Annotated in this window: 17 protein-coding genes; 7 read left to right on the top strand and 10 right to left on the bottom strand. The window is 65.4% G+C overall.

Annotated elements, in window-relative coordinates; translation table 11 throughout:
• Nucleotides 1–26 precede the first annotated feature (26 nt).
• Nucleotides 27–1,040: a GlxA family transcriptional regulator gene (locus tag C8E00_RS06285; protein ID WP_243833122.1), complete on the top strand. Its 1,014-nt coding sequence runs from the start codon at nucleotides 27–29 to the stop codon at nucleotides 1,038–1,040.
• 67 nt (nucleotides 1,041–1,107) lie between these two features.
• Entirely contained in the window at nucleotides 1,108–1,785 is a 678-nt protein-coding gene (locus tag C8E00_RS06280; RefSeq protein WP_133695807.1) for a fumarylacetoacetate hydrolase family protein, read from the top strand.
• Between the two features lie 8 nt (nucleotides 1,786–1,793).
• Here the strand turns inward: C8E00_RS06280 and speA are convergent, their stop codons facing one another.
• The 4 genes from speA to C8E00_RS06260 all read right to left on the bottom strand — a co-directional run bounded on the left by speA (nucleotide 1,794) and on the right by C8E00_RS06260 (nucleotide 5,558).
• The gene (gene speA / locus C8E00_RS06275) at nucleotides 1,794–3,695 is read right to left on the bottom strand and encodes a biosynthetic arginine decarboxylase (RefSeq protein WP_133695805.1); all 1,902 of its coding nucleotides are present in this window, start codon (nucleotides 3,693–3,695) and stop codon (nucleotides 1,794–1,796) included.
• Nucleotides 3,696–3,788: 93 nt separating this feature from the next.
• Nucleotides 3,789–4,124, bottom strand: coding sequence for a hypothetical protein (locus tag C8E00_RS06270; RefSeq protein ID WP_133695803.1), 336 nt, complete (start codon nucleotides 4,122–4,124; stop codon nucleotides 3,789–3,791).
• Between the two features lie 93 nt (nucleotides 4,125–4,217).
• A complete protein-coding gene (locus C8E00_RS06265; RefSeq protein ID WP_133695800.1) occupies nucleotides 4,218–5,183 on the bottom strand; it encodes a homoserine kinase in 966 nt (321 codons plus the stop codon).
• A gap of 96 nt (nucleotides 5,184–5,279) precedes the next feature.
• Nucleotides 5,280–5,558 (bottom strand): DUF2782 domain-containing protein, encoded by a 279-nt coding sequence (locus C8E00_RS06260; protein WP_133695798.1) that lies wholly within the window; start codon nucleotides 5,556–5,558, stop codon nucleotides 5,280–5,282.
• Between the two features lie 179 nt (nucleotides 5,559–5,737).
• On the opposite strand from C8E00_RS06260, the gene polA reads away from it, so the two are divergent.
• Complete coding sequence (gene polA, locus C8E00_RS06255; RefSeq protein ID WP_133695795.1) at nucleotides 5,738–8,521, top strand: DNA polymerase I; 2,784 nt, start codon at nucleotides 5,738–5,740, stop codon at nucleotides 8,519–8,521.
• A gap of 54 nt (nucleotides 8,522–8,575) precedes the next feature.
• Here polA and C8E00_RS06250 read toward each other — a convergent pair whose 3' ends face one another.
• Nucleotides 8,576–9,601, bottom strand: coding sequence for a Fe(3+) ABC transporter substrate-binding protein (locus tag C8E00_RS06250; protein ID WP_133695793.1), 1,026 nt, complete (start codon nucleotides 9,599–9,601; stop codon nucleotides 8,576–8,578).
• A gap of 187 nt (nucleotides 9,602–9,788) precedes the next feature.
• On the opposite strand from C8E00_RS06250, the gene C8E00_RS06245 reads away from it, so the two are divergent.
• On the top strand, nucleotides 9,789–10,910 hold the full coding sequence (locus C8E00_RS06245; protein WP_133695790.1) for an ABC transporter ATP-binding protein: 1,122 nt from the start codon (nucleotides 9,789–9,791) through the stop codon (nucleotides 10,908–10,910).
• Here C8E00_RS06245 and C8E00_RS06240 read toward each other — a convergent pair.
• Complete coding sequence (locus tag C8E00_RS06240; RefSeq protein WP_133695788.1) at nucleotides 10,884–12,587, bottom strand: ABC transporter permease; 1,704 nt, start codon at nucleotides 12,585–12,587, stop codon at nucleotides 10,884–10,886. The genes C8E00_RS06245 and C8E00_RS06240 overlap by 27 nt on opposite strands.
• Nucleotides 12,588–12,782: 195 nt before the next feature.
• Between C8E00_RS06240 and C8E00_RS06235 the strand changes: the two genes are divergently transcribed.
• Nucleotides 12,783–13,841: an HlyD family secretion protein gene (locus C8E00_RS06235; RefSeq protein WP_133695785.1), complete on the top strand. Its 1,059-nt coding sequence runs from the start codon at nucleotides 12,783–12,785 to the stop codon at nucleotides 13,839–13,841.
• Nucleotides 13,842–15,392 (top strand): DHA2 family efflux MFS transporter permease subunit, encoded by a 1,551-nt coding sequence (locus C8E00_RS06230; protein WP_133695783.1) that lies wholly within the window; start codon nucleotides 13,842–13,844, stop codon nucleotides 15,390–15,392.
• A 31-nt stretch (nucleotides 15,393–15,423) separates the two neighbouring features.
• Here C8E00_RS06230 and C8E00_RS06225 read toward each other — a convergent pair whose 3' ends face one another.
• Complete coding sequence (locus C8E00_RS06225; protein ID WP_133695780.1) at nucleotides 15,424–15,663, bottom strand: SlyX family protein; 240 nt, start codon at nucleotides 15,661–15,663, stop codon at nucleotides 15,424–15,426.
• Nucleotides 15,664–15,846: 183 nt separating this feature from the next.
• Here C8E00_RS06225 and C8E00_RS16800 point away from each other — a divergent pair, with 183 nt between their 5' ends.
• On the top strand, nucleotides 15,847–16,314 hold the full coding sequence (locus C8E00_RS16800) for a cold-shock protein (RefSeq protein WP_279586107.1): 468 nt from the start codon (nucleotides 15,847–15,849) through the stop codon (nucleotides 16,312–16,314).
• Nucleotides 16,315–16,389: 75 nt separating this feature from the next.
• Here C8E00_RS16800 and C8E00_RS06215 read toward each other — a convergent pair whose 3' ends face one another.
• The 3 genes from C8E00_RS06215 to dapD are packed head-to-tail and all read right to left on the bottom strand — an operon-like array spanning nucleotide 16,390 to nucleotide 18,957.
• Nucleotides 16,390–16,779 (bottom strand): hypothetical protein, encoded by a 390-nt coding sequence (locus C8E00_RS06215; RefSeq protein ID WP_133695777.1) that lies wholly within the window; start codon nucleotides 16,777–16,779, stop codon nucleotides 16,390–16,392.
• A gap of 8 nt (nucleotides 16,780–16,787) precedes the next feature.
• Nucleotides 16,788–17,945: a succinyl-diaminopimelate desuccinylase gene (gene dapE, locus C8E00_RS06210; RefSeq protein WP_133695775.1), complete on the bottom strand. Its 1,158-nt coding sequence runs from the start codon at nucleotides 17,943–17,945 to the stop codon at nucleotides 16,788–16,790.
• The gene (gene dapD / locus C8E00_RS06205) at nucleotides 17,932–18,957 is read right to left on the bottom strand and encodes a 2,3,4,5-tetrahydropyridine-2,6-dicarboxylate N-succinyltransferase (RefSeq protein ID WP_133695773.1); all 1,026 of its coding nucleotides are present in this window, start codon (nucleotides 18,955–18,957) and stop codon (nucleotides 17,932–17,934) included. The genes dapE and dapD overlap by 14 nt, the downstream gene beginning before the upstream one ends.
• Nucleotides 18,958–18,963 lie beyond the last annotated feature (6 nt).

The following is an 18,963-nucleotide window of genomic DNA, read 5'->3' as shown; positions in this document are numbered from 1 at the left end:
TCGTCATTTAATAGATGATTTTCGCCATGAGTGAGCTCTCGACCACCGACTGGCCCTATCCACGCCCCGAGCAACCACCGGTCCCTCGGCCTGGCGAAGCGGCGCATACCGTGGATGTCTGGGTCGTGCCCAATTTCTCGATGCTGACATTGTTCTGCCTGCTCGAACCGCTGCGCGTGGCCAATCGGTTCGGGCGCACGCTCTTCGCATGGCGGTTGTTGTCGGCGGACGGCGAGGCGGTGGTGGCCAGCAACGGGGTGCGCATCGAGGTGGACGGCCCCCTGGAGGCGCATTGCCACGGCGAGCTGCTGATGGTGATCTCGTCCTATCAGCCGGAAGTCAGCGTGACCAGCGCCGAGCGCGCGGTGCTGCGCCACGTCGCGGCCCATGGCGGGCGTGTCGGCGGTCTCGATACGGCGCCTTTCATCCTGGCGCGGGCAGGGCTGCTCGATCACCATCGCGTGGCACTGCACTGGGAGAGCGTGCCGGCGTTCCGGGCGGAGTTTCCCCACATCGCCGTCAGCGAGGCGCGCTTCGAGTTCGCCGGACAGCGCCTGACCGGCTCGGGCGGGGCGGCAGGCATCGACATGATGCTGCAATGGATCGAGCACGATTACGGGCCGGCGCTGGCCAATGCCGTGGGACGTCAGCTGGTGCACCAGCGCGTCTCCGAAGAAGAAGCCTGGAAGGCCGGCGCCGCGCGCACCCTGGAGGACTTGCCGCGCAGCGTGGTGCGGGCGCTGGCGGTGATGGAGGCCCACCTCGACCAGGTACTGCCGATGCCCGAGATCTGCCGCCTGGCGGGACAGTCGCAGCGTCAGTTGACGCGTCTCTTCGTGGCACATTTCGGAGAAACCCCCAAGCAATGCTACCTGGGCATGCGCCTGGACTATGCGCGACGCCTGCTCGCCGATAGCCGCTGCCGTGTCACCGAGGCTGCGCTGAGCAGCGGCTTCGTGCACCTGGCACACTTCTCGCGTGTCTACCAGGCCCGCTTCGGCGAGCGCCCCAGCGTGACGGCCGAGCGCGGTACCGTGTGAAGCGTTGGCGGTCGCGTTAGACTCGAGTCTTCGCGCCACGGCGCTTTTTGATTGCCAAGGAGTCTGCATGTCCATCCCGGCCCAACCGTTCGTGACTCGCCTGGCCGATGGCGGTGTCTTTCCCCATATGCTGGGCAAGATCGTCTGCGTGGGGCGCAACTACGCCGAGCACGCCCGCGAACTCGACAACCCGGTGCCCAGCGCGCCGCTGCTATTCATCAAGCCTGCCACCAGCGCGGTGCCCATGGCCCATGACATCGCCGCGCCATTCACGCGTGGCGAGGTGCATTTCGAGACGGAGCTGGCGCTGCTGATCGGCAAGCGTCTGAGCGCGGCGAGTGCCGAAGCCGCGCAGCAAGCGGTCGCGGGTCTCGGGCTGGCGCTGGACCTGACGCTGCGCGACGTGCAGTCGCAATTGAAGGAAAAGGGGCACCCCTGGGAAATCGCCAAGGCCTTCGACGGGGCCTGTCCGCTGTCACCGTTCGTGGCGTTGCACGAGGTGCCCGACTGGGCGGATTTGCGCTTCACGCTGGATATCGACGGCGCGCGTCGTCAGACCGGCGAGACGCGTGACATGCTGTTCGCGATTCCCGAGTTGCTGGCCGAGATGTCGCGCCACTTCACGTTGCAGCCCGGTGATGTCGTGCTCACCGGGACGCCGGCGGGCGTGGGCCCCTTGCCGCGCAACGCGCGCTTGTCGCTGCAGGCCTCGTTCGGGCTGGAGGTCACCACCCGAACGCGTTGAACACCTGCTCATTCCAGATAGGTGTAGCCTTCCAGGCCGGCGGCGAGATCGCGCATGAAGTCGTCGCGCTGGGCGTCGCTCAGGGCGCTGTCCCGGAGCTGGCGTGACAGGCGCTGGCTGAGTTCGTCGGCGTCGAAGTTCACGTAACGCAGTACGTCGGCGACGGTATCGCCCTGTTGGTGATTGCTGAGCCGCCAGTGGCCGTCGGTGTCCAGCGTGGCGTCCACGGCGTCGGTATCGCCGAACAGGTTGTGCAGGTCGCCGAGGATTTCCTGGTAGGCGCCAACCAGGAACAGTCCCAGCAGCTTGTCCTCGCCGTCCTGCCACTCCGGAAGCGGCAACGTCGCTTCCAGGCCCTGGCCGTCGACGTAGCAGTCGATGCGCCCGTCGCTGTCGCAGGTGATGTCCTGGATCACGCCACGCCGCGTGGGCGGACGGTCGAGACCGGTGAGCGGCAGCACCGGGAACACCTGGTCGATGCCCCACACATCGGGCACTGACTGGAACAGCGAGAAGTTGACGAAGAGCTTGTCGGCGAGCTTCTCGGCCAGTTCGTCGGCGATCTCGCGATGGGCGCGGTTGCGCGGATCCAGCTGTGCGCTCAGGCGCCGGCAGGCGGCGAAGTAGACCGTCTCGCCTTCGGCGCGGGCGTCGAGGGTGGCCAGGCCCAGCACGAAGCGGTCCTGCAGTTCGCCGATGGCCTGTACCACGTCGTGGTAGGCCTCGGCGAGGCCGCGCGGCTCCTGCGCGGTATCCAGCTTGGCATAGACGCGCCATAACTCGTCGAGCTCGGCGTCGCCTTCCAGGCGGCGTTCGGGGGGCGTGTCGCTGAGACGCTCCTCGCCGATGACGTTGGTGATCAGCACGGCGTGGTGCGCGGTCAATGCACGTCCCGATTCGGAGATCAGGTGCGGATGCGGCAAGCCTTCGGCGTCGCAGGCCTGACGGAAGGCCCAGACCACGTTGCTGGCGTATTCGTGCATCGAGTAGTTGATCGAGCAGAAGCTGCGCGAGCGGGTGCCTTCGTAATCGACGCCCAGGCCGCCACCGACATCGACGGTGTCCACCGGGGCGCCCAGGGCGCGCAGGCTCTGGTAGAACCGGGCGCATTCGCGCAGGCCGCGCTGGATATCGCGGATGTTAGCGATCTGCGAACCGAGATGGAAATGCACCAGCTGCAGACTGGCTAGGGCATCGGCGTTGCGCAGGCGTTCGACCACGTCGAGGATCTGGCTGGCGGTGAGCCCGAACTTGGACTTCTCACCGCCCGAGTTCTGCCACTTGCCCTTGCCCACCGAGGCCAGCCGTGCACGCAGGCCGATGCGCGGCGTCACGTCGAGCCGCCGGGCCTCCTCGAGGATCAGGGTGAGCTCGGAGTGCTTTTCGACCACCAGATAGACGCGGTGGCCGAGCTTCTCGCCCATCAGCGCCAGACGCACGTATTCGCGATCCTTGTAGCCGTTGCAGACGATCAGCGAGGGGCCGTCGCCGGAGAGCGCGAGTACCGCGAGCAGTTCCGGCTTGCTGCCGGCCTCGAGCCCGACGCGGCCATGGCCGCGTGCCTGGGTGGCGAGGATTTCCTCGACCACGCGACGCTGCTGGTTGACCTTGATGGGATACACGGCGGTGTAGCCGCCATGATAAGCCTCGTCGTGCATGGCACTGTCGAAGGCGCCGCACAGCCGTTCGACCCGGTCATGCAGGATGTCGGTGAAACGCACCAGCACCGGCAGGCGCAGGCCGGCACGACGCAATTCCTCGACCAGGGCATTGAGCGGCAGGGCGGGGCCGCCGCGCTCGTCGCCGCGAGGGCACACGACGGCATGGCCGGCATCGTCGACATCGAAGTAGCCGCTGCCCCACTGATCGATGTTGTAGGTGCGGCGGGCCTGAATGGCGGGCGAGGTCATGGCGCACTCCTGGGCGGGCCGACGCGGCCCGGTGAACGAACGGGCTGGCATTATGCCGCCCGCGTGCGGGGCTGCAAAGAGGCGCCGACGTGCTCAGTGAAGGAGACACAGCACCATCAGAGTGCTGGCGCTGGCCATGCCGAGGGTCGCCAGCGTCTCGCCGTTCAAGGCGTCGACCCAGGGTCTTGCGCGGCAGGACTCGGTAGCCGGGAACGTCTCGTCGTCGCCGGGACGGCAGGCACGCCCCAGCAAGCCCGTGCCCAGGGCAAAGATGACGAGCAGGGCGATCACGGGGCCCTGCAACATCAAGGCCAGGCTGGCGAACGCCAGGGCCAGCGAGGCACCCGCCTGGCATATGCCATGCAGAAGGCTCGACATGCCGTTGCGGGCGGGCGAGACAGCGGTGAGGCGGCGGATGAAGGTCGACATAAGGAGACTCCCTCGGTGGACGCGGCGGCGTGCCCCGCCTTCGATGACGCCTCTACCTTATGCCGGGTTTCTTAAAGAATGCTTACGCTGGCGTCATGACGGCGATACCGGCGCCGGCAGGGGCGGTGCGCCATGCGCGAGCCGGGTCAGCAGGAGCCGACGATACTCGCCGGGATCCTTGGGCGTCAGGTCGTGCGCGGGCGGATCGACATAGACCACCAGCAGTCGCGACAGCCAGTATCGCAGTGCCGTCATGCGCAGCATCATCGGCCACAGCTCGCGCTCGGTGTCGGTCAGCGGGCGGCGCGCCTGGTAGGCCGCGAGCAGGGCCGTGTAGCGTTCCCGGTCGAGGTGACCGCCCGCATCGCTGGCCCAGTCGTTGACGACGATGGCGAGGTCGAAGAGCAGATCGCCCGTGCAGCCGTTGTAGAAATCGATGATGCCGCCCAGCCGGTCGCCGTCGAACAGGGTGTTGTCGCGAAACAGGTCGCCATGGATCGCGCCCTGGGGGAGCGGCGAGGCATCGCCGAACGCGACCTGGTAGGCGTCGATCTCGTCGCCCATCAGGCGCTGGTCGTCCGCGGCGAGATAGCTCATGACCTTGTGCTGCGCGCTGGCCAACCAGTGCAGGTCACGGGGGTTGGGGCGCTGGCCCTCGAAACGCTGGGACACCTTGTGCATGCGCCCTAGCGCGTCGCCGAGGGCATGGCACTGGGCGAGCGTGGGCGCTTCGGGATGACGCCCGGGCAGGCGCGGGAACAGCAGGGCCGGGCGTTCGGCGAGTCGCTGCAGGGCGACGCCGTCGCGGTCGTGAACGGGTCCCGGTACGGGCAGGCGGTGCTCGGCGAGATAGTCGAGCAGCGCCACGAAGAAGGGCAGCTCGTCGCTTTCCCCTTGTTCGAAGAGCGTGAGCACGAAGCGGTCGCGGTCGGTGGTGACGAAGAAGGTGGAGTTCTCCGTGCCGCTGGGAACGCCTTCCAGCGCGCGTAACGTGCCCACGTCGAAGCGCTCGAGAAAGCTCGCGACCTGTGTCTCGGTCAAAGGAGTGAATACGGCCATGTGTCTCTCGCCCGGGTTGCCAAGCGCGCTATTGTAGCGGCTTGGCGCAGGCAGTCCTACCGCCGTTGACGTGGTGGCGTCGTGCGGCCGGCGACCTCATTCGCCGCCGCTGACCCAGTCGGGCACCTCGACGTGCGACGTCTCGTTGCGCTCGAAGTTGCCATCGCCATCATCGTCGACCAGAAAATAACGGGTGCCTTGTCGGGGTATGACCTCGATGGCATAGAGCTCGCCGTTGATGCGGTATTCCTTGATGGTGCGCGCTTCTGCCTGGTGTACGGTGATGTCGGGGGACGGTTGCGCGATAGCAAGCGATGCACTGATGCTGATAATGAGGCCGAACCCCAAACGGAGAATGATCGGTAAGCGTTGCATGGCGGTCTCCTCGGCGGGCGGGGCCACTAGGGTGGCATTGCGCCGCGTGCCTTGAGGTAATGAACGGTCATTATCCCACATCATGCAGGCTCGGCACATGCAAAGCGGGTTTCGCCTGACGCTGCGCAACGCCTTGCGTATCATGGTGGCATCGCGAATTTCCAATGGATGCTGATGTCATGGCCAATACGCCCCCCATCGTTCTCGTCGACGGCTCGTCGTATCTGTATCGGGCTTTTCATGCCTTGCCGCCGCTGACCACGTCCAAGGGGAACCCCACCGGGGCGGTGAAGGGCGTGCTCAACATGCTCAAGAGCCTGATCAAGCAGTATCCACAAAGTCCCATGGCGGTGGTCTTCGATGCCAAGGGCAAGACCTTCCGCGACGATATCTACGCCGAGTACAAGGCGCACCGTCCGCCGATGCCCGACGATCTGCGCCCGCAGGTCGAGCCCCTGCACGACTGTATTCGCGCGCTGGGCCTGCCGCTGTTGTGCATCGAGGGCGTCGAGGCCGACGACGTGATCGGCACCCTGGCACGCCAGGCCACCGAGGCGGGGCGCGATGCGGTGATTTCCACCGGTGACAAGGACATGGCGCAGCTCGTCAATGCCCACATCACGCTGGTCAACACCATGAAGGGCGAGACCCTCGACGTGGCCGGCGTCGAGGAAAAATTCGGCATTCCGCCGTCGCTGGTCATCGACTTCCTGGCCCTGATGGGCGACAAGGTCGACAACATCCCCGGCGTGCCCGGCGTCGGCGAGAAGACGGCGCTCGGCCTGCTGCAAGGCATGCAGGGCGGGCTGGACACCCTCTACGCCGATCTCGAGCGTGTCACCACGCTGTCGTTTCGCGGCGCCAAGACGATGCCCAAGAAGCTCGAGGCCAACCGTGAGCAGGCCTTCCTGTCGTATCAATTGGCCACCATCAAGACCGACTGCGAGCTGCCGGTGGGGCTCGATGACCTGGATATCGCGCACCCCGACCGCGAGGCGCTCAAGACGCTGTACACCGAGCTGGAATTCAAGAACTGGCTGAACGAGCTGCTCGAGGGGCGCGACGAGGGCGTCGACGATGTCGGTTCGGGCGATGCGGTGGATGCCGCGCAGGGGCCCGTGGCGAGTACTGCCGAGGCGACGTCACGTTCGGATCACGTCATCGCCACCGGCGAGGCCCTCGATGCCTGGCTTGCGCGCCTGGGCGAGGCGGACATCTTCTGCTTCGACCTGGAAACCACCAGCCTCAATTACATGGAGGCCGATATCGTGGGAATCGGTCTGTCGCTGGACGCCGGCGAAGCGGCCTACATCCCGGTGGCGCACCGCTATCTCGACGCCCCCGAGCAGCTCGATCGCGACGCGGTGCTGGCCGCGCTCAAGCCGCTCTGGGAAGATCCCGCCAAGGCCAAGATCGGCCAGAACCTCAAGTACGACATTTCCGTCCTGGCGCGCTACGACATCGAGGTCGCGGGACGGCTCGAGGACACCATGCTGGCATCCTACGTGCTCAATGCCACGGCGACGCGGCACGACATGGACTCGCTGGCGCTGAAGTATCTTGGCGAGAAGACCATTTCCTTCGAGGAGATCGCCGGCAAGGGTGTCAAGCAGCTGACCTTCGACCAGATCGCACTCGAAGAAGCCGCCCCCTACGCCTGCGAGGACGTCGACATCACCTTGCGGCTGCACCGGGAACTGCGCCCGCGCGTGGATGGCGAGGGCCGGCTGGCGGCGGTACTGGACGACATCGAACTGCCCCTGGTGCCGGTGCTCTCGCGCATGGAGCGCAACGGCGTGGCACTGGATGCCGAACGCCTGCACGTGCAGAGTCGCGAGCTGGACAAGCGCCTGCGGGAACTGGAAACCCGCGCCTATGAACTGGCCGGCCGCGAGTTCAATCTCGGCTCGCCCAAGCAGCTCGGCGAGATTCTCTTCGATGAGTTGAAGATCCCGGTGCTCAAGAAGACGCCCAAGGGCGCGCCCAGTACCGCCGAGGCGGTGCTCGAGGAACTGGCGCTGGATTACCCCTTGCCCAAGGTGATCATCGAACATCGCGGCTTCGCCAAGTTGAAATCGACCTATACCGACAAGCTGCCGCAACTGGTCAATGCCACCACGCGGCGGCTGCACACCAGTTATCACCAGGCCGTGACGGCCACCGGGCGGTTGTCATCGTCGGACCCCAACCTGCAGAACATTCCCATCCGTACCGAAGAAGGCCGCAAGATTCGTCAAGCCTTCGTCGCACGCCCCGGTTACCGCATCGTCGCTGCCGACTATTCGCAGATCGAGCTGCGCATCATGGCGCATCTTTCCGGCGACCAGGGACTGCTCGAGGCCTTCGCCGAGGGGCGCGACATCCATACCGCCACCGCGGCGGAAGTGTTCGGCGTGGCGCTCGATGCCGTCAGCGGCGAGCAACGGCGCAGCGCCAAGGCCATCAACTTCGGTCTGATCTACGGCATGAGCGCCTGGGGACTGGGGCGCCAGCTGCATATCGAGCGCCATCAGGCGCAGACCTACATCGATCGCTACTTCGATCGTTACCCCGGCGTGGCGCGCTTCATGGAACGCATTCGTGCCCAGGCCGCCGACGACGGTTACGTCGAGACGGTCTTCGGCCGTCGCCTCTATCTGCCCGAGATCAATGCCCAGAACCGGACCCGGCGTCAGGCTGCCGAGCGCACCGCCATCAATGCGCCGATGCAGGGGACCGCCGCCGATATCATCAAGCTGGCGATGATCGATGTCGACCGCTGGCTGTCGCCCACCAGCGGCGACGGCGACTTCGATGCCTGGATGGTGATGCAGGTGCACGACGAACTGGTCTTCGAGGTCAAGGAGACGCAGGTCGATGCCTTCACCGACGCCGTTCGCCAGCGCATGGAAGGCGCCGCCAAGCTCGACGTGCCGCTGACCGTCGAAGCCAACGCCGGCGACAACTGGGACGAAGCGCATTGAGAACGGGCCCGCGGCGATGCCGGGGCCCGGTGTTGGCAGGTCGCGACGCGGGGCTCAACGCCAGCCGACGCGATCGAAGATGCGGATGGCCTCGGGGTTGTGTTCGCCCAGGGCGTTGATGTTGAGGGCGTCTCGCTTGAAGTCGCCCCATGTCGCGAGGGGGCCGTCGACCTCGACGCCGTCGACGACAGGGAACTCGTGATTGCCGGCGGCGAACAGGCGCTGGGCCTCGTCGGAAGCGAGGAACTCCAGGAAACGGATGGCGTTGTCCCGATTGGGCGCGTCCGCCACCACGCCGGCGCCGCCGACGTTGACGTGGGCGCCGCGTCCGTCCTGGTTGGGCAGCAGGATCTCGACGCTCTCGGCGGCCTCGCGGTCACTGGCGTCATCGGACTCGAGCAAGCGCACATAATAGTAGTGGTTGGCGACGGCGATATCACACTCACCGCTGGCCACGCCGCGAATCTGATCGGTATCGCCGCCCACGGGGTCGCGCGCCATGTTGTCGACCACGCCCTGGGCCCAGGCCTCGGCGTCGTCCATGCCGTGGTGGGCGATCATCGAGGCGAGCAGGGACTGGTTGTAGATGTTGTTCGATGAGCGAATGCAGATATCGCCCTCGAAACGCGGGTCGGCGAGATCCTCGTAACTTTTCAGATTCGCCGGATCGACATCGTCGGGATCGTAGAAGATCGCTCGCACGCGCTGGCTGAAGCCGAACCACTTGCCTTCCGGATGACGCATGGCGTCGGGCAGTCGCTCGTTCAGCACATCGGACTCGATGCCCTGGAAAACGCCTGCCTGTTCGGCGCGCCACAGGCGGCCGGCGTCGACGGTCAGCATGATGTCCGCGGGGCTGGCGGCGCCTTCGCGACGGATCCGCTCGATGAGCTGGTCCGAATCCCCTTCGAGTATGTTGACGTCGATGCCGGTTTTCTCGGTAAAGGCATCGTAGAGGGCCTGGTCGGAATCGTAATGGCGCGCGGAGTAGATGTTGACCTCTTCGGCCAGAGCATCCCCGGTGAAGATGGCGCCGACGAGCAGTGCGGTAGCCGGTAAGGCGAGTGGGCGTTGCGGCATGCGGTATCCCCTTGTGGTATGATTATTAATGATAATAAGTCGTATTGGCGTGTGTATTGAAGCCCAATCGGATGGCGGCGTCAATTCACAGTGTTTAATCATCGTTTAACGACAGGTGGTGGCCGATTGCGTCAGCCCCATGTGGTTGCCGGTCGTCCCATCGCTTGCCGTGCCTGGGCCCTTGACCATGAATCAACCGTTCAATGCCTCCCGCACATGCACTGCCGCGTCGGTTTCTCCTCGTCTGGACGTGCGCCGGTTGCACCATCGTTATGCCGAGCATGTCGCCGTGGAAGAGGTCAGTCTCGAGGTGATGCCGGGCGAAGTGGTGTGCCTGCTGGGGCCGTCGGGCTGCGGCAAGACAACGGTGCTGCGCCTCGTGGCCGGTCTCGAACGTTTGCAGCATGGCGAACTCTACCTGGGAGGCGAGGCGCTCAGCATGGCCGGTGGCCGTCATGTGCCTCCCGAGAAGCGCAGCGTCGGCCTGGCGTTTCAGGAAGCGGCGCTGTTTCCTCACCTCAGTGTGCTGGACAACGTCGCCTTCGGCCTGGATGGCCTGCCGGCGTCGCAGCGGCGCGCCCGCGCCCGCCACTGGCTCGATCAGCTGGGCATGGCGGCCCGCGCCGAAAGCTATCCGCACCAGTTGTCGGGCGGACAGCAGCAGCGCGTGGCCCTGGCCCGCGCCCTGGCGCCGTCGCCGCAGCTGATGCTGCTGGACGAGCCGTTCTCCAGTCTCGATGCGCGCCTGCGCGAACAGATTCGCGACGATACCCTGCATGCGCTCAAGCAGGGAGAAGCCGGGACGCTGCTGGTGACGCACGACCCCGAGGAGGCAATGTTCATGGCGGATCGCATCGCCCTGATGCGCGAGGGGCGCGTGGTGCAGTGGGGGACGCCCTATCAGTTGTACTGCCAGCCGCAGGACCCTTTCGTGGTGACGTTTTTCGGTGCCGTCAACGAGTGGTCAGGCGACGTCCGCAACGGTGCCGTGGCGACACCGGCGGGTGCGGTGGCGGCGCCGACGCTTGCCGAGGGGGCGCGGGCGCGCGTGATGATTCGCCCGGAGGCGATCCGTGTGACGCCGCTCGCTCATGCCGGCGACACTGTGGAGACGTCTGCGCCCCGGCAGGCTCGCGTGGTCATGGTCAAGCTTCTGGGACGCAGCAGCCTGCTGCACTTGGCCGCAGCCGATGGCGGGGGTGGCGAGGTGCATCTGCACGCTCAGGTGCCCGACGTTTTCCTGCCGGATGTCGGCACGTCGCTGGCCTTGGAACTGGATGCTTCACAGTGCTTCGCGTTTCCCGCCTGAGGCCCCGGGGCGCGCGTGGCGAATCGCGCGACTGAGCAGGATGACGGGAATGACGCCGACCAGGACGATGGCCAACGATGACGAGGCGGCCTCCGCCAGGCGCTCGTCGGCGGCCAGATTGTGCGCGCGCACCGCCAGGGTGTCGAAATCGAAGGGGCGCAGGATCACCGTTGCGGGCAATTCCTTCATGACATCGACGAAGACCAGCAGCAAGGCCGCCCACAGGCTGCCTCTCATGAGCGGGGTATGAACGCGCCGGAGGGTGCCGCCGGCGGTCTGGCCCAGCGTGCGGGACGCCGCATCCATGCCGGGGGTGACCTTGGCCAGGCTCGCTTCCACGGTATTGAACGATACCGCCAGAAAGCGCACGACATAGGCATATATCAAGACGAAGGCCGTTCCGCTCAGTATCAGACCGGTCTCAATGCCGAGCTGACCGTTCAACCAGGCATAGAGGTGGCGGTCGACCCAGGTGAGAGGAATCAGAATCCCCACCGCGACGACCGAGCCGGGCAGGGCATAGCCCATGGCTGCGATGCGCGTGGCCGTCCGGGTGGTGCGGCCGGGATGCAGGCGCACGCCATAGCTGAGCACGAGCGCGAGGCCCACGGCGGCCAGCGCCGCGAGTGCCGCGAGCATGAGGCTGTTGCCGGCGTAGTCCAGGAACCGGGCGCCGAGAACGTCATCGCCCGTCTCCAGGGCGAGGTCGGCGAGAATGGCGCCGGGCAGCACGAAGCCGATGCCGATGGGCAAGGCACAGGCGAGGCAGGCGCCCCAGGCATGCCAGCCGCGGAGGGTGAACTCCGGCAATTGGCGATAGCGGCCGGTAGTGTGGAAGTATCGGCGGCGGCCGCGCGAGAGGCGTTCCAGGGCGACCACGATGATCACGAAGGCCAGCAGGCAGGCAGCCAGCTGTGCGGCGGCGACGGGTTCACCCATGCCGAACCAGGTGCGATAGATCCCCGTGGTGAAGGTGTCCACGCCGAAGTATTGTACCGCGCCGAACTCGTTGAGCGTTTCCATCAAGACCAGGGAGACGCCGCCGATGATCGCCGGCCGCGCCAGTGGCACGGCCACCGTCGTGAACAGCCGCCAAGGGCCACGCCCCAGCGTGCGCCCCACATCCAGCACGCAGGCCGACTGTTCGAGGAATGCCGCACGGGTGAGCAGGTAGACGTAGGGATAGAGCACCAGGGTGATCAGCAGCGTGGCGCCGCCCAGCGAGCGGATGTTGGGAAAGACGTAGTCCCCGTGGCCCCAGCCGAAGAGCGCGCGCAGCTCGCTTTGCAGGGGGCCGGCGTACTGCAGGAAGTCGGTATAGGCGTAGGCGATGACGTAAGTGGGCACGGCCAGGGGCAACAGCAGTGCCCACTCGAAGACGCGGCGGCCTGGAAAGCGACACATGGCGATCAGCCAGGCGGTGCCGGTCCCGATGGCGGTCGTGCCGATGCCGACGCCCAGCGCCAGCCAGAGAGTGTTGGTGAGGTATCCGGTGAGCACGGTATCCGCGAGATGCGCCCAGATCGCCCGCGAGGGGATCAGCACGTGCACCAGGACCGTGATGACCGGCAGGGCCACGCTCAGCGCAACGCCGAGTGTCATCAGAGTCCAGGGGTCGACATGTCGACGGTGTCGGGAACGGAAGAAGAAGGCCGGTCGGCTACCGAAGAGTGGCATGTCACGTTCCTTTGGCGGGCGGCGATGAGATGCGGGTGAGACTTTCTGGCAACCGCGAATGCTATCATCTTCGCTGCATGGCGACATCGCCCATCGGGCGCGGAGGCATCGTTTCGTCGTCGTGTCCTCAAGCGTCGTCGGGGAAAATTAGTGTATCCTACATGACCTCTGTAGGCCGTCCGGTGAACGGGTAATATGAAAATCAAGAAGCGACTTTATACGGCGCTGGCATTGATCGTGTTGATGCTGGCGCTCCTTGCCTGGGGGATCCATTGGTGGCAGACCGGGCGTTACTTCGAGGAGACCGATAACGCTTACGTGCATGCCGACAGTGTCGCGCTACGGGCCGAGATGACGGGGCGTGTCGCCGACGTGGCCGTCGCCAACAACCAGCGGGTCGAGGCCGGCGATGTCCTGGTCAAGCTCGATCCCAGCGATGCCCAGTCCCAGTTGGCTCAGGCCAAGGCGGCGCTGGCCGTTGCGCAGGCCAATGCCGTCAGTGCTGACCGCCAGGTCGCGCAGCAACGCGCGTCGATTGACGAAGCCAAGGCGCAAGTGACCTCGGCGCAGGCGGATCTCGAACAGGCACGCTTGCATCTCAAACGCTCGAAGCGACTGGCCGAGCAAAACTACGCGTCTCAACAGGCCTACCAGGATGATCAAGCGGCGGTGCAGGTCGCGGAAGCGACACTCGCCGCACGGCGCGCCATGCTGGCGTCGTCGCGCAAGCAGCTCGCTGTACTCGAGGCCGAACGCGACAGCGCCGAGGCGAATATCGAATCCGCACGGGCCGATGTCGACAACGCACGCCACCAACTCGACAAGACGCGCCTGACGGCGCCGGTGGATGGCGTTATCGGCAACAAGACGGTCGAGGTCGGTACGCTGGCCCAGCCGTCGTTGACCTTGATGCAACTGGTGCCGATTCGCTCGGCCTATGTCGTCGCCAATTACAAGGAAACCCAGATCGCACGCATGCGGCCGGGGCAGCCGGTGTCGTTGCATGTCGATGCCTATCCCGATATCGAATTCGAGGGCGTCGTCGATAGCCTGGCACCTGCCACGGGCTCGCGATTCAGTCTGTTGCCGCAAGACAATGCCACCGGCAACTTCAACAAGATCGTTCAGCGCGTGCCGGTGCGTATCCGCGTGACGGGGCCCGACGATGCCCTGGAACGCTTGCGCGACGGCCTTTCGGTGGTGCCCTCGGTCGATACGCGCGATCTCCACCCGGGCGCCGAGGATGACGGCTAGATGGCCGAGGCGACCGCAACCGACTCGGCGAGTCCGCAGGAGGTACCTTCACGACGTACCCAATTGGGTTTCGTGGCCGCCGTGTTCGGCATGTTCATGGCGATTCTGGATATCCAGATCGTCGCCAGTTCCCTCAACGAGATTCAGGCCGGGGTCTCGGCCAGCGCCGACGAGATTTCCTGGGTCCAGACGTCGTACCTGATCGCCGAGATCATCATGATTCCGTTGTCGGGGATGCTGACACGGATTCTCTCCACTCGCGTGGCATTCGTGGTCTCGTGTCTGGGCTTCACATTGGCGAGTCTGGGCTGTGCCATGGCCAATTCCATCGAGGCGCTGATCGTGCTGCGCGCGATTCAGGGCTTCATGGGGGGAGCGATGATCCCCATTGCCTATGCCATCAGCTTCAGCGTTTTTCCCCGGCGCATGATGGGCTCGGTGCAAGCGGTCATGGGGTTGGTGGCAACCCTGGCGCCCTCGATCGGGCCGACCGTGGGGGGGTATATCACCGAGTTTGCGAGCTGGCATTGGCTGTTCCTCGCCAACCTCGTCCCCGGTGTGCTGGTGTCGGTGGCGGTGTGGCGGCTTCTGGATATCGACCGCCCCGACCATCGCGCGCTGCGCCATCTGGATCTCATCGGGCTGGCGCTTTTGGCGCTGTTTCTGGGGACGCTGGAGTTTTCTCTCGAAGAAGGCCCTGGCGAGGACTGGTTCGCCAGCCGCACGATCCTGATCGCCGCGTTGGTCTGCGCGCTGACCTCGGTGGGGTTCTTCTGGCGTACCTTGCGCCACCGTCATCCCATCGTCGATCTGCGCGCCTTTGCCAATCTCAACTTCGCCGTGGGCGCATGCCTGGGGTTCGTGGTGGGGATCGGGCTCTATGGCCTGGTTTATCTGCTGCCGCTGTTCCTGGGCAACGTGCGAGGCTACTCGGCGCTGCAGATCGGCGAGGTCATGATCGTGACCGGGATGGCGATGTTCATGACGGCCCCGCTGGTCGGGCGAGCCTCGGACAAGGTCGACCTGCGGATCCTGTTGCTTCTCGGCATGTTGTTGACCGGCATCGGCACGGTGATGAATGCCAACCTGACCGCCGAAGCGGGATTCGATGCGTTCTTCTGGCCGCAGGTGGTGCGCGGCATGGGCTTGGTGATGTGCTTGATCCCGACCTCGCGCATCGCCTTCGGTACCTTGCCGCCAAGCGAGGTCGGCAATGCCAGTGGCCTGTTCAACGTGATGCGCAATCTCGGTGGGGCGGTGGGCCTGGCGTTGCTGGACACGATTCGCGACTGGCGCGAGGATTATCATTGGAATCAGCTGATCCCCGCCATCGACAATGGGCGTGAGGTGGTCAATGCGACCCAGGCGCAGTATCAACAGCTGCTGGCCTCGACCGGCGACCCTCAGACAGCCGCGGTGGAAATGATGGCGCGGACCCTGCTCGAGCAGGCCATGGTCATGGCCTACAACGATATCTTCCTGTGGCTGGGCATGCTGTACCTGCTGGTGGCACCCTTGATTCTGTTGCTCAAAAAGCCCCAGCACGCCTGAGTCGTGTGCCTTCGGCTGCGGCATCGGTCACTCAGTAGTGCGGTGGGACCTCGTCGCTAGGCGCTGGAGTGGAGTCATCATCGCTCATGTGGTCGATGCTGTGGCGCAGGTGCTGCAGGCGTTCGCGCAGCATGTCATTGGTGCGTTCGAGCTGGGCCACGCGACGGTCTTGCGCAGCCAGGGCGTGATCGAGCGTATCCAGCCAGTCTTCCTGATAGGCGAGTCGGGTTTCCAGTGCATCGAGGCGGTCGCGCGTGGTGTCTTCGGTCATGCTAGAATCGTTCGGCGGTGTGTCACCGTTCATTTTCTGGCACCTTATGCAGTGTGTTCAAAAGCATTGTATTCATAAGTTGTGTTCATAGCGTTGCGCAGTCTCTGCGCAACCCCTGTCGGCTCCGCACGCGCTCAGGCGCCGCGGAGCGTTTCTATCGGACAACAAGAGATATCGAGGTCCATGAATCGTAAGATATTCCTACGTTGTAGTCTCATCAGTGTCCTGTTGGCCATTCCGTCTCCCTTGCTGATCGCGCTGTTCGTGACGCTGAGCGGCAGCGTGCTGGAGTTTTCCCTGCTGCTCGAAGCCGATGGCATTGCCATCGCTTATAGCGCCACGGCCCTGGCCGTGTTCTTGCTGCTATTGTTGGGAACGCTGAGCACGCAGGCGTTGGCCCCACGCTCGAGTCAGCTGGCGCATCTTGCCGAACTGGAGAACGACGACCGCGAGATCGGGGAGGTGAAGTGGTTCAACGTCAATAAAGGATACGGCTTCATCACCCGCGATAGTGGCGAGGACGTGTTCGTGCACTTCCGCGCCATTCGTGGCAAGGGGCATCGCACGCTCGCGGAGGGCCAGAAGGTGCGCTATCACGTGATCGAGAACGAGCGTGGCCTGCAGGCCGACGATGTGACCGTGATTTCCTGATCGCAGGCCTTGCCACTGGCACGACAACGCCCCGTCCGGTTGTACCGGACGGGGCGTTTAACGTCATGCGTCGCGTTATTGTCCCGAGTCCGGCCAGTCGATAGCGCCTTCCTCACCGTCCGCACGGACCCGCCAGAAGCGGTCCGGCTCGTCACCCGGCTGCCAGCCGCCCAGCGAGCAACGCACCTCGCAGCCGAGCGTTCGCGCGGCATCGCGCGCGCAGTCGACGTCGCGTGGCCAGGGTGTATGCGGACTGTCGAACCACAGGCTGGCGAAGCCGTCGGCGGCATGCGTGACCAGCAGAATGGGGACCTCGCTATCGGCATGGCGCGCCAGGGTTCGCCACTGGCGCTTGCCGCGCTTGACCAGTGCGGGCAGTTCGTCGAAATGTGCAGAGAGCCAGCGTTGCACGGCCTCGATGTCGGCGTCGGCCAGATAGATCTCGATGTCGGGGTAGTGCTCCACGGCGAACCTCAGGTAAGCAAGCGTTGCATGATGGTCGCATAGAGACGACTCAGCGTCTCCAGATCGGCGGCGCGTATGCGTTCGTCGACCTTGTGTATCGTGGCGTTGGCCGGGCCCAGTTCGATGACTTGCGCGCCCAGCGTGGCGACGAAGCGGCCATCCGAGGTGCCGCCGCCGGTCGATAGCTGCGGCCGATAGCCCAGCATGTCTTCCACGCTGGCCATCGTGGCATCGACCAGCGCCCCCCCGGCGGTGAGGAAGGGCTCGCCATTGAGCGTCCAGTCGAGCGTGTACTCGAGCGCAAAATCATCCAGGATCTCGGCGGTGCGTGCCTTCAATGCCTCGGCGGTCACCTGCGTGGAGAAGCGAAAGTTGAAGACCACCTCGAGTTGACCGGGAATCACGTTGGTCGCCCCGGTGCCGGCCTGGAGATTGGAGATCTGGAAACTGGTGGCGGGGAAGAAGTCGTTACCCGTATCCCAGCGCTCGGCGGCCAGCGCGGCCAATGCCGGGGCCGCCTCGTGCACGGGGTTGCGCGCCAGATGCGGGTAGGCGACATGGCCCTGGATCCCCTTGACGTGCAGCACGCCGCCCAGGGAGCCGCGACGCCCGTTCTTGAGCGTGTCGCCCACGCGTTCGCTGGACGAAGGCTCGCCGACGATGCAGTAATCCGGGGCGATGCCACGTTCGCGCAGGTGTTCGACCACGGCTCGGGTTCCGTGAACGGCGGGGCCTTCCTCGTCGGCGGTGATCAGAAAGCCGAGCCGGCCGGGATGCGTCGGGTGCGCGGCCAGGAAGTCTTCCACGGCGGTGATCATCGCCGCCAGGCTGCCTTTCATGTCCGCGGCACCGCGTCCACACAACATGCCCTCGGCGTCGATGCATGGCTCGAAGGGTGGGTGTTCCCAGTCGTTTTCAGGACCGGTGGGCACGACATCGGTATGCCCGGCGAAGACCAGCATGGGGCCGCTATCGCCGCGTGTGGCCCAGAAATTATCGACCTCGCCGATACGCAAGCGTTCGACATGAAATCCCAGCCGTTCCAGGCGTGCGATCATCAGCGCCTGACAGCCGGCGTCGTCCGGGGTCACCGAACGACGCCGCAGCAACTCGAAGGCCAGCGCCAGGGTCGGCGACGCTGGCGTGGTGCGATCAGTTGTGGGCATGCAGTGCCTCGTTGAGCGCCACGGCGCTCTTGTTGGTCAGGCACTCGATGCGGCCGTTCTGCGAGTTGCGACGCAGCAGCAGGTCGCTCTGGTTGGCCAGGTCGCGGCCGTTGACGGTACGCACCAGCTCGCCCTGATCGTCGAGCACGGCGATCTTGGCACCGGCCGTGACGTAAAGACCGGCTTCCACCGTGCAGCGGTCGCCCAGCGGGATGCCGATACCGGCGTTGGCGCCGATCAGGCAACCTTCGCCGATGGCGATGATGATGTTGCCGCCGCCGGAGAGGGTGCCCATGGTCGAGCAGCCGCCGCCCAGGTCGGAGCCCTTGCCGATCACCACGCCGGCGGAGATGCGGCCTTCGACCATGCCCGGGCCTTCGGTGCCGGCATTGAAGTTGCAGAAGCCTTCATGCATGACGGTGGTGCCCTCGCCGAGATAGGCGCCCAGGCGCACGCGCGCGGTGTCGCCGATGCGTATGCCCTTGGGTACCACGTAGTCGGCCATCTTGGGGAACTTGTCGACGCAATCGACCGTGAGCGGACGACCTTCGAGGCGCGCCTTGAGGCGCCGCGCACCAAGTTCGTCGATGTCGATGGGGCCTTCGCTGGTCCAGGCGATGTTCTTGAGCAGGCCGAACATGCCATCGAGCTTGATGCCATGCGGCTTGACCAGGCGATGCGAGAGCAGATGCAGCTTGAGGTAGACCTCGGGCACGCTGGCCGGGGCGCTGTCCTCATCGAGGAAGGTCGCGACGAGCGGGCGCTGGGCGGTGGCGAAGGCCTCGGCCAGTTCGGCTTGGTCGGTAGCGCCGGCCTGGCGCAGTGCCGCGGCCAGCGCCTGGCAGTGTTCGGGCAGGAAGCTGACCACGGCATTGCCCGCCGGTGCATTCAATGCGTCACGCGCTGCCGCGATCAGGGCGGCGTCGGGATTCAGCAGGGGCGCCGGATAGTAGACGTCCAGCCACTCGCCTTGGGTGTTCTGATGGCCGATTCCGAGAGCGAAGCTCAGCATGGGGAA

Origin of the sequence: Chromohalobacter marismortui, from assembly GCF_004364315.1 — a bacterium.
Lineage (GTDB): Bacteria > Pseudomonadota > Gammaproteobacteria > Pseudomonadales > Halomonadaceae > Chromohalobacter > Chromohalobacter marismortui.
The sequence above is the reverse complement of the archived record's forward strand: the minus strand, read 5'-3'. Positions and strand labels throughout refer to the sequence as shown.

Excerpts from the sequence above, each read along its gene's own strand:
- C8E00_RS06285 (WP_243833122.1), top strand. The coding sequence starts at position 27 with ATGAGTGAGCTCTCGACCACCGACTGGCCCTATCCACGCCCCGAGCAA.
- C8E00_RS06280 (WP_133695807.1), top strand. The coding sequence starts at position 1,108 with ATGTCCATCCCGGCCCAACCGTTCGTGACTCGCCTGGCCGATGGCGGT.
- speA (WP_133695805.1), bottom strand. The coding sequence starts at position 3,695 with ATGACCTCGCCCGCCATTCAGGCCCGCCGCACCTACAACATCGATCAG.
- C8E00_RS06270 (WP_133695803.1), bottom strand. The coding sequence starts at position 4,124 with ATGTCGACCTTCATCCGCCGCCTCACCGCTGTCTCGCCCGCCCGCAAC.
- C8E00_RS06265 (WP_133695800.1), bottom strand. The coding sequence starts at position 5,183 with ATGGCCGTATTCACTCCTTTGACCGAGACACAGGTCGCGAGCTTTCTC.
- C8E00_RS06260 (WP_133695798.1), bottom strand. The coding sequence starts at position 5,558 with ATGCAACGCTTACCGATCATTCTCCGTTTGGGGTTCGGCCTCATTATC.
- polA (WP_133695795.1), top strand. The coding sequence starts at position 5,738 with ATGGCCAATACGCCCCCCATCGTTCTCGTCGACGGCTCGTCGTATCTG.
- C8E00_RS06250 (WP_133695793.1), bottom strand. The coding sequence starts at position 9,601 with ATGCCGCAACGCCCACTCGCCTTACCGGCTACCGCACTGCTCGTCGGC.
- C8E00_RS06245 (WP_133695790.1), top strand. The coding sequence starts at position 9,789 with ATGAATCAACCGTTCAATGCCTCCCGCACATGCACTGCCGCGTCGGTT.
- C8E00_RS06240 (WP_133695788.1), bottom strand. The coding sequence starts at position 12,587 with ATGCCACTCTTCGGTAGCCGACCGGCCTTCTTCTTCCGTTCCCGACAC.
- C8E00_RS06235 (WP_133695785.1), top strand. The coding sequence starts at position 12,783 with ATGAAAATCAAGAAGCGACTTTATACGGCGCTGGCATTGATCGTGTTG.
- C8E00_RS06230 (WP_133695783.1), top strand. The coding sequence starts at position 13,842 with ATGGCCGAGGCGACCGCAACCGACTCGGCGAGTCCGCAGGAGGTACCT.
- C8E00_RS06225 (WP_133695780.1), bottom strand. The coding sequence starts at position 15,663 with ATGACCGAAGACACCACGCGCGACCGCCTCGATGCACTGGAAACCCGA.
- C8E00_RS16800 (WP_279586107.1), top strand. The coding sequence starts at position 15,847 with ATGAATCGTAAGATATTCCTACGTTGTAGTCTCATCAGTGTCCTGTTG.
- dapE (WP_133695775.1), bottom strand. The coding sequence starts at position 17,945 with ATGCCCACAACTGATCGCACCACGCCAGCGTCGCCGACCCTGGCGCTG.
- dapD (WP_133695773.1), bottom strand. The coding sequence starts at position 18,957 with ATGCTGAGCTTCGCTCTCGGAATCGGCCATCAGAACACCCAAGGCGAG.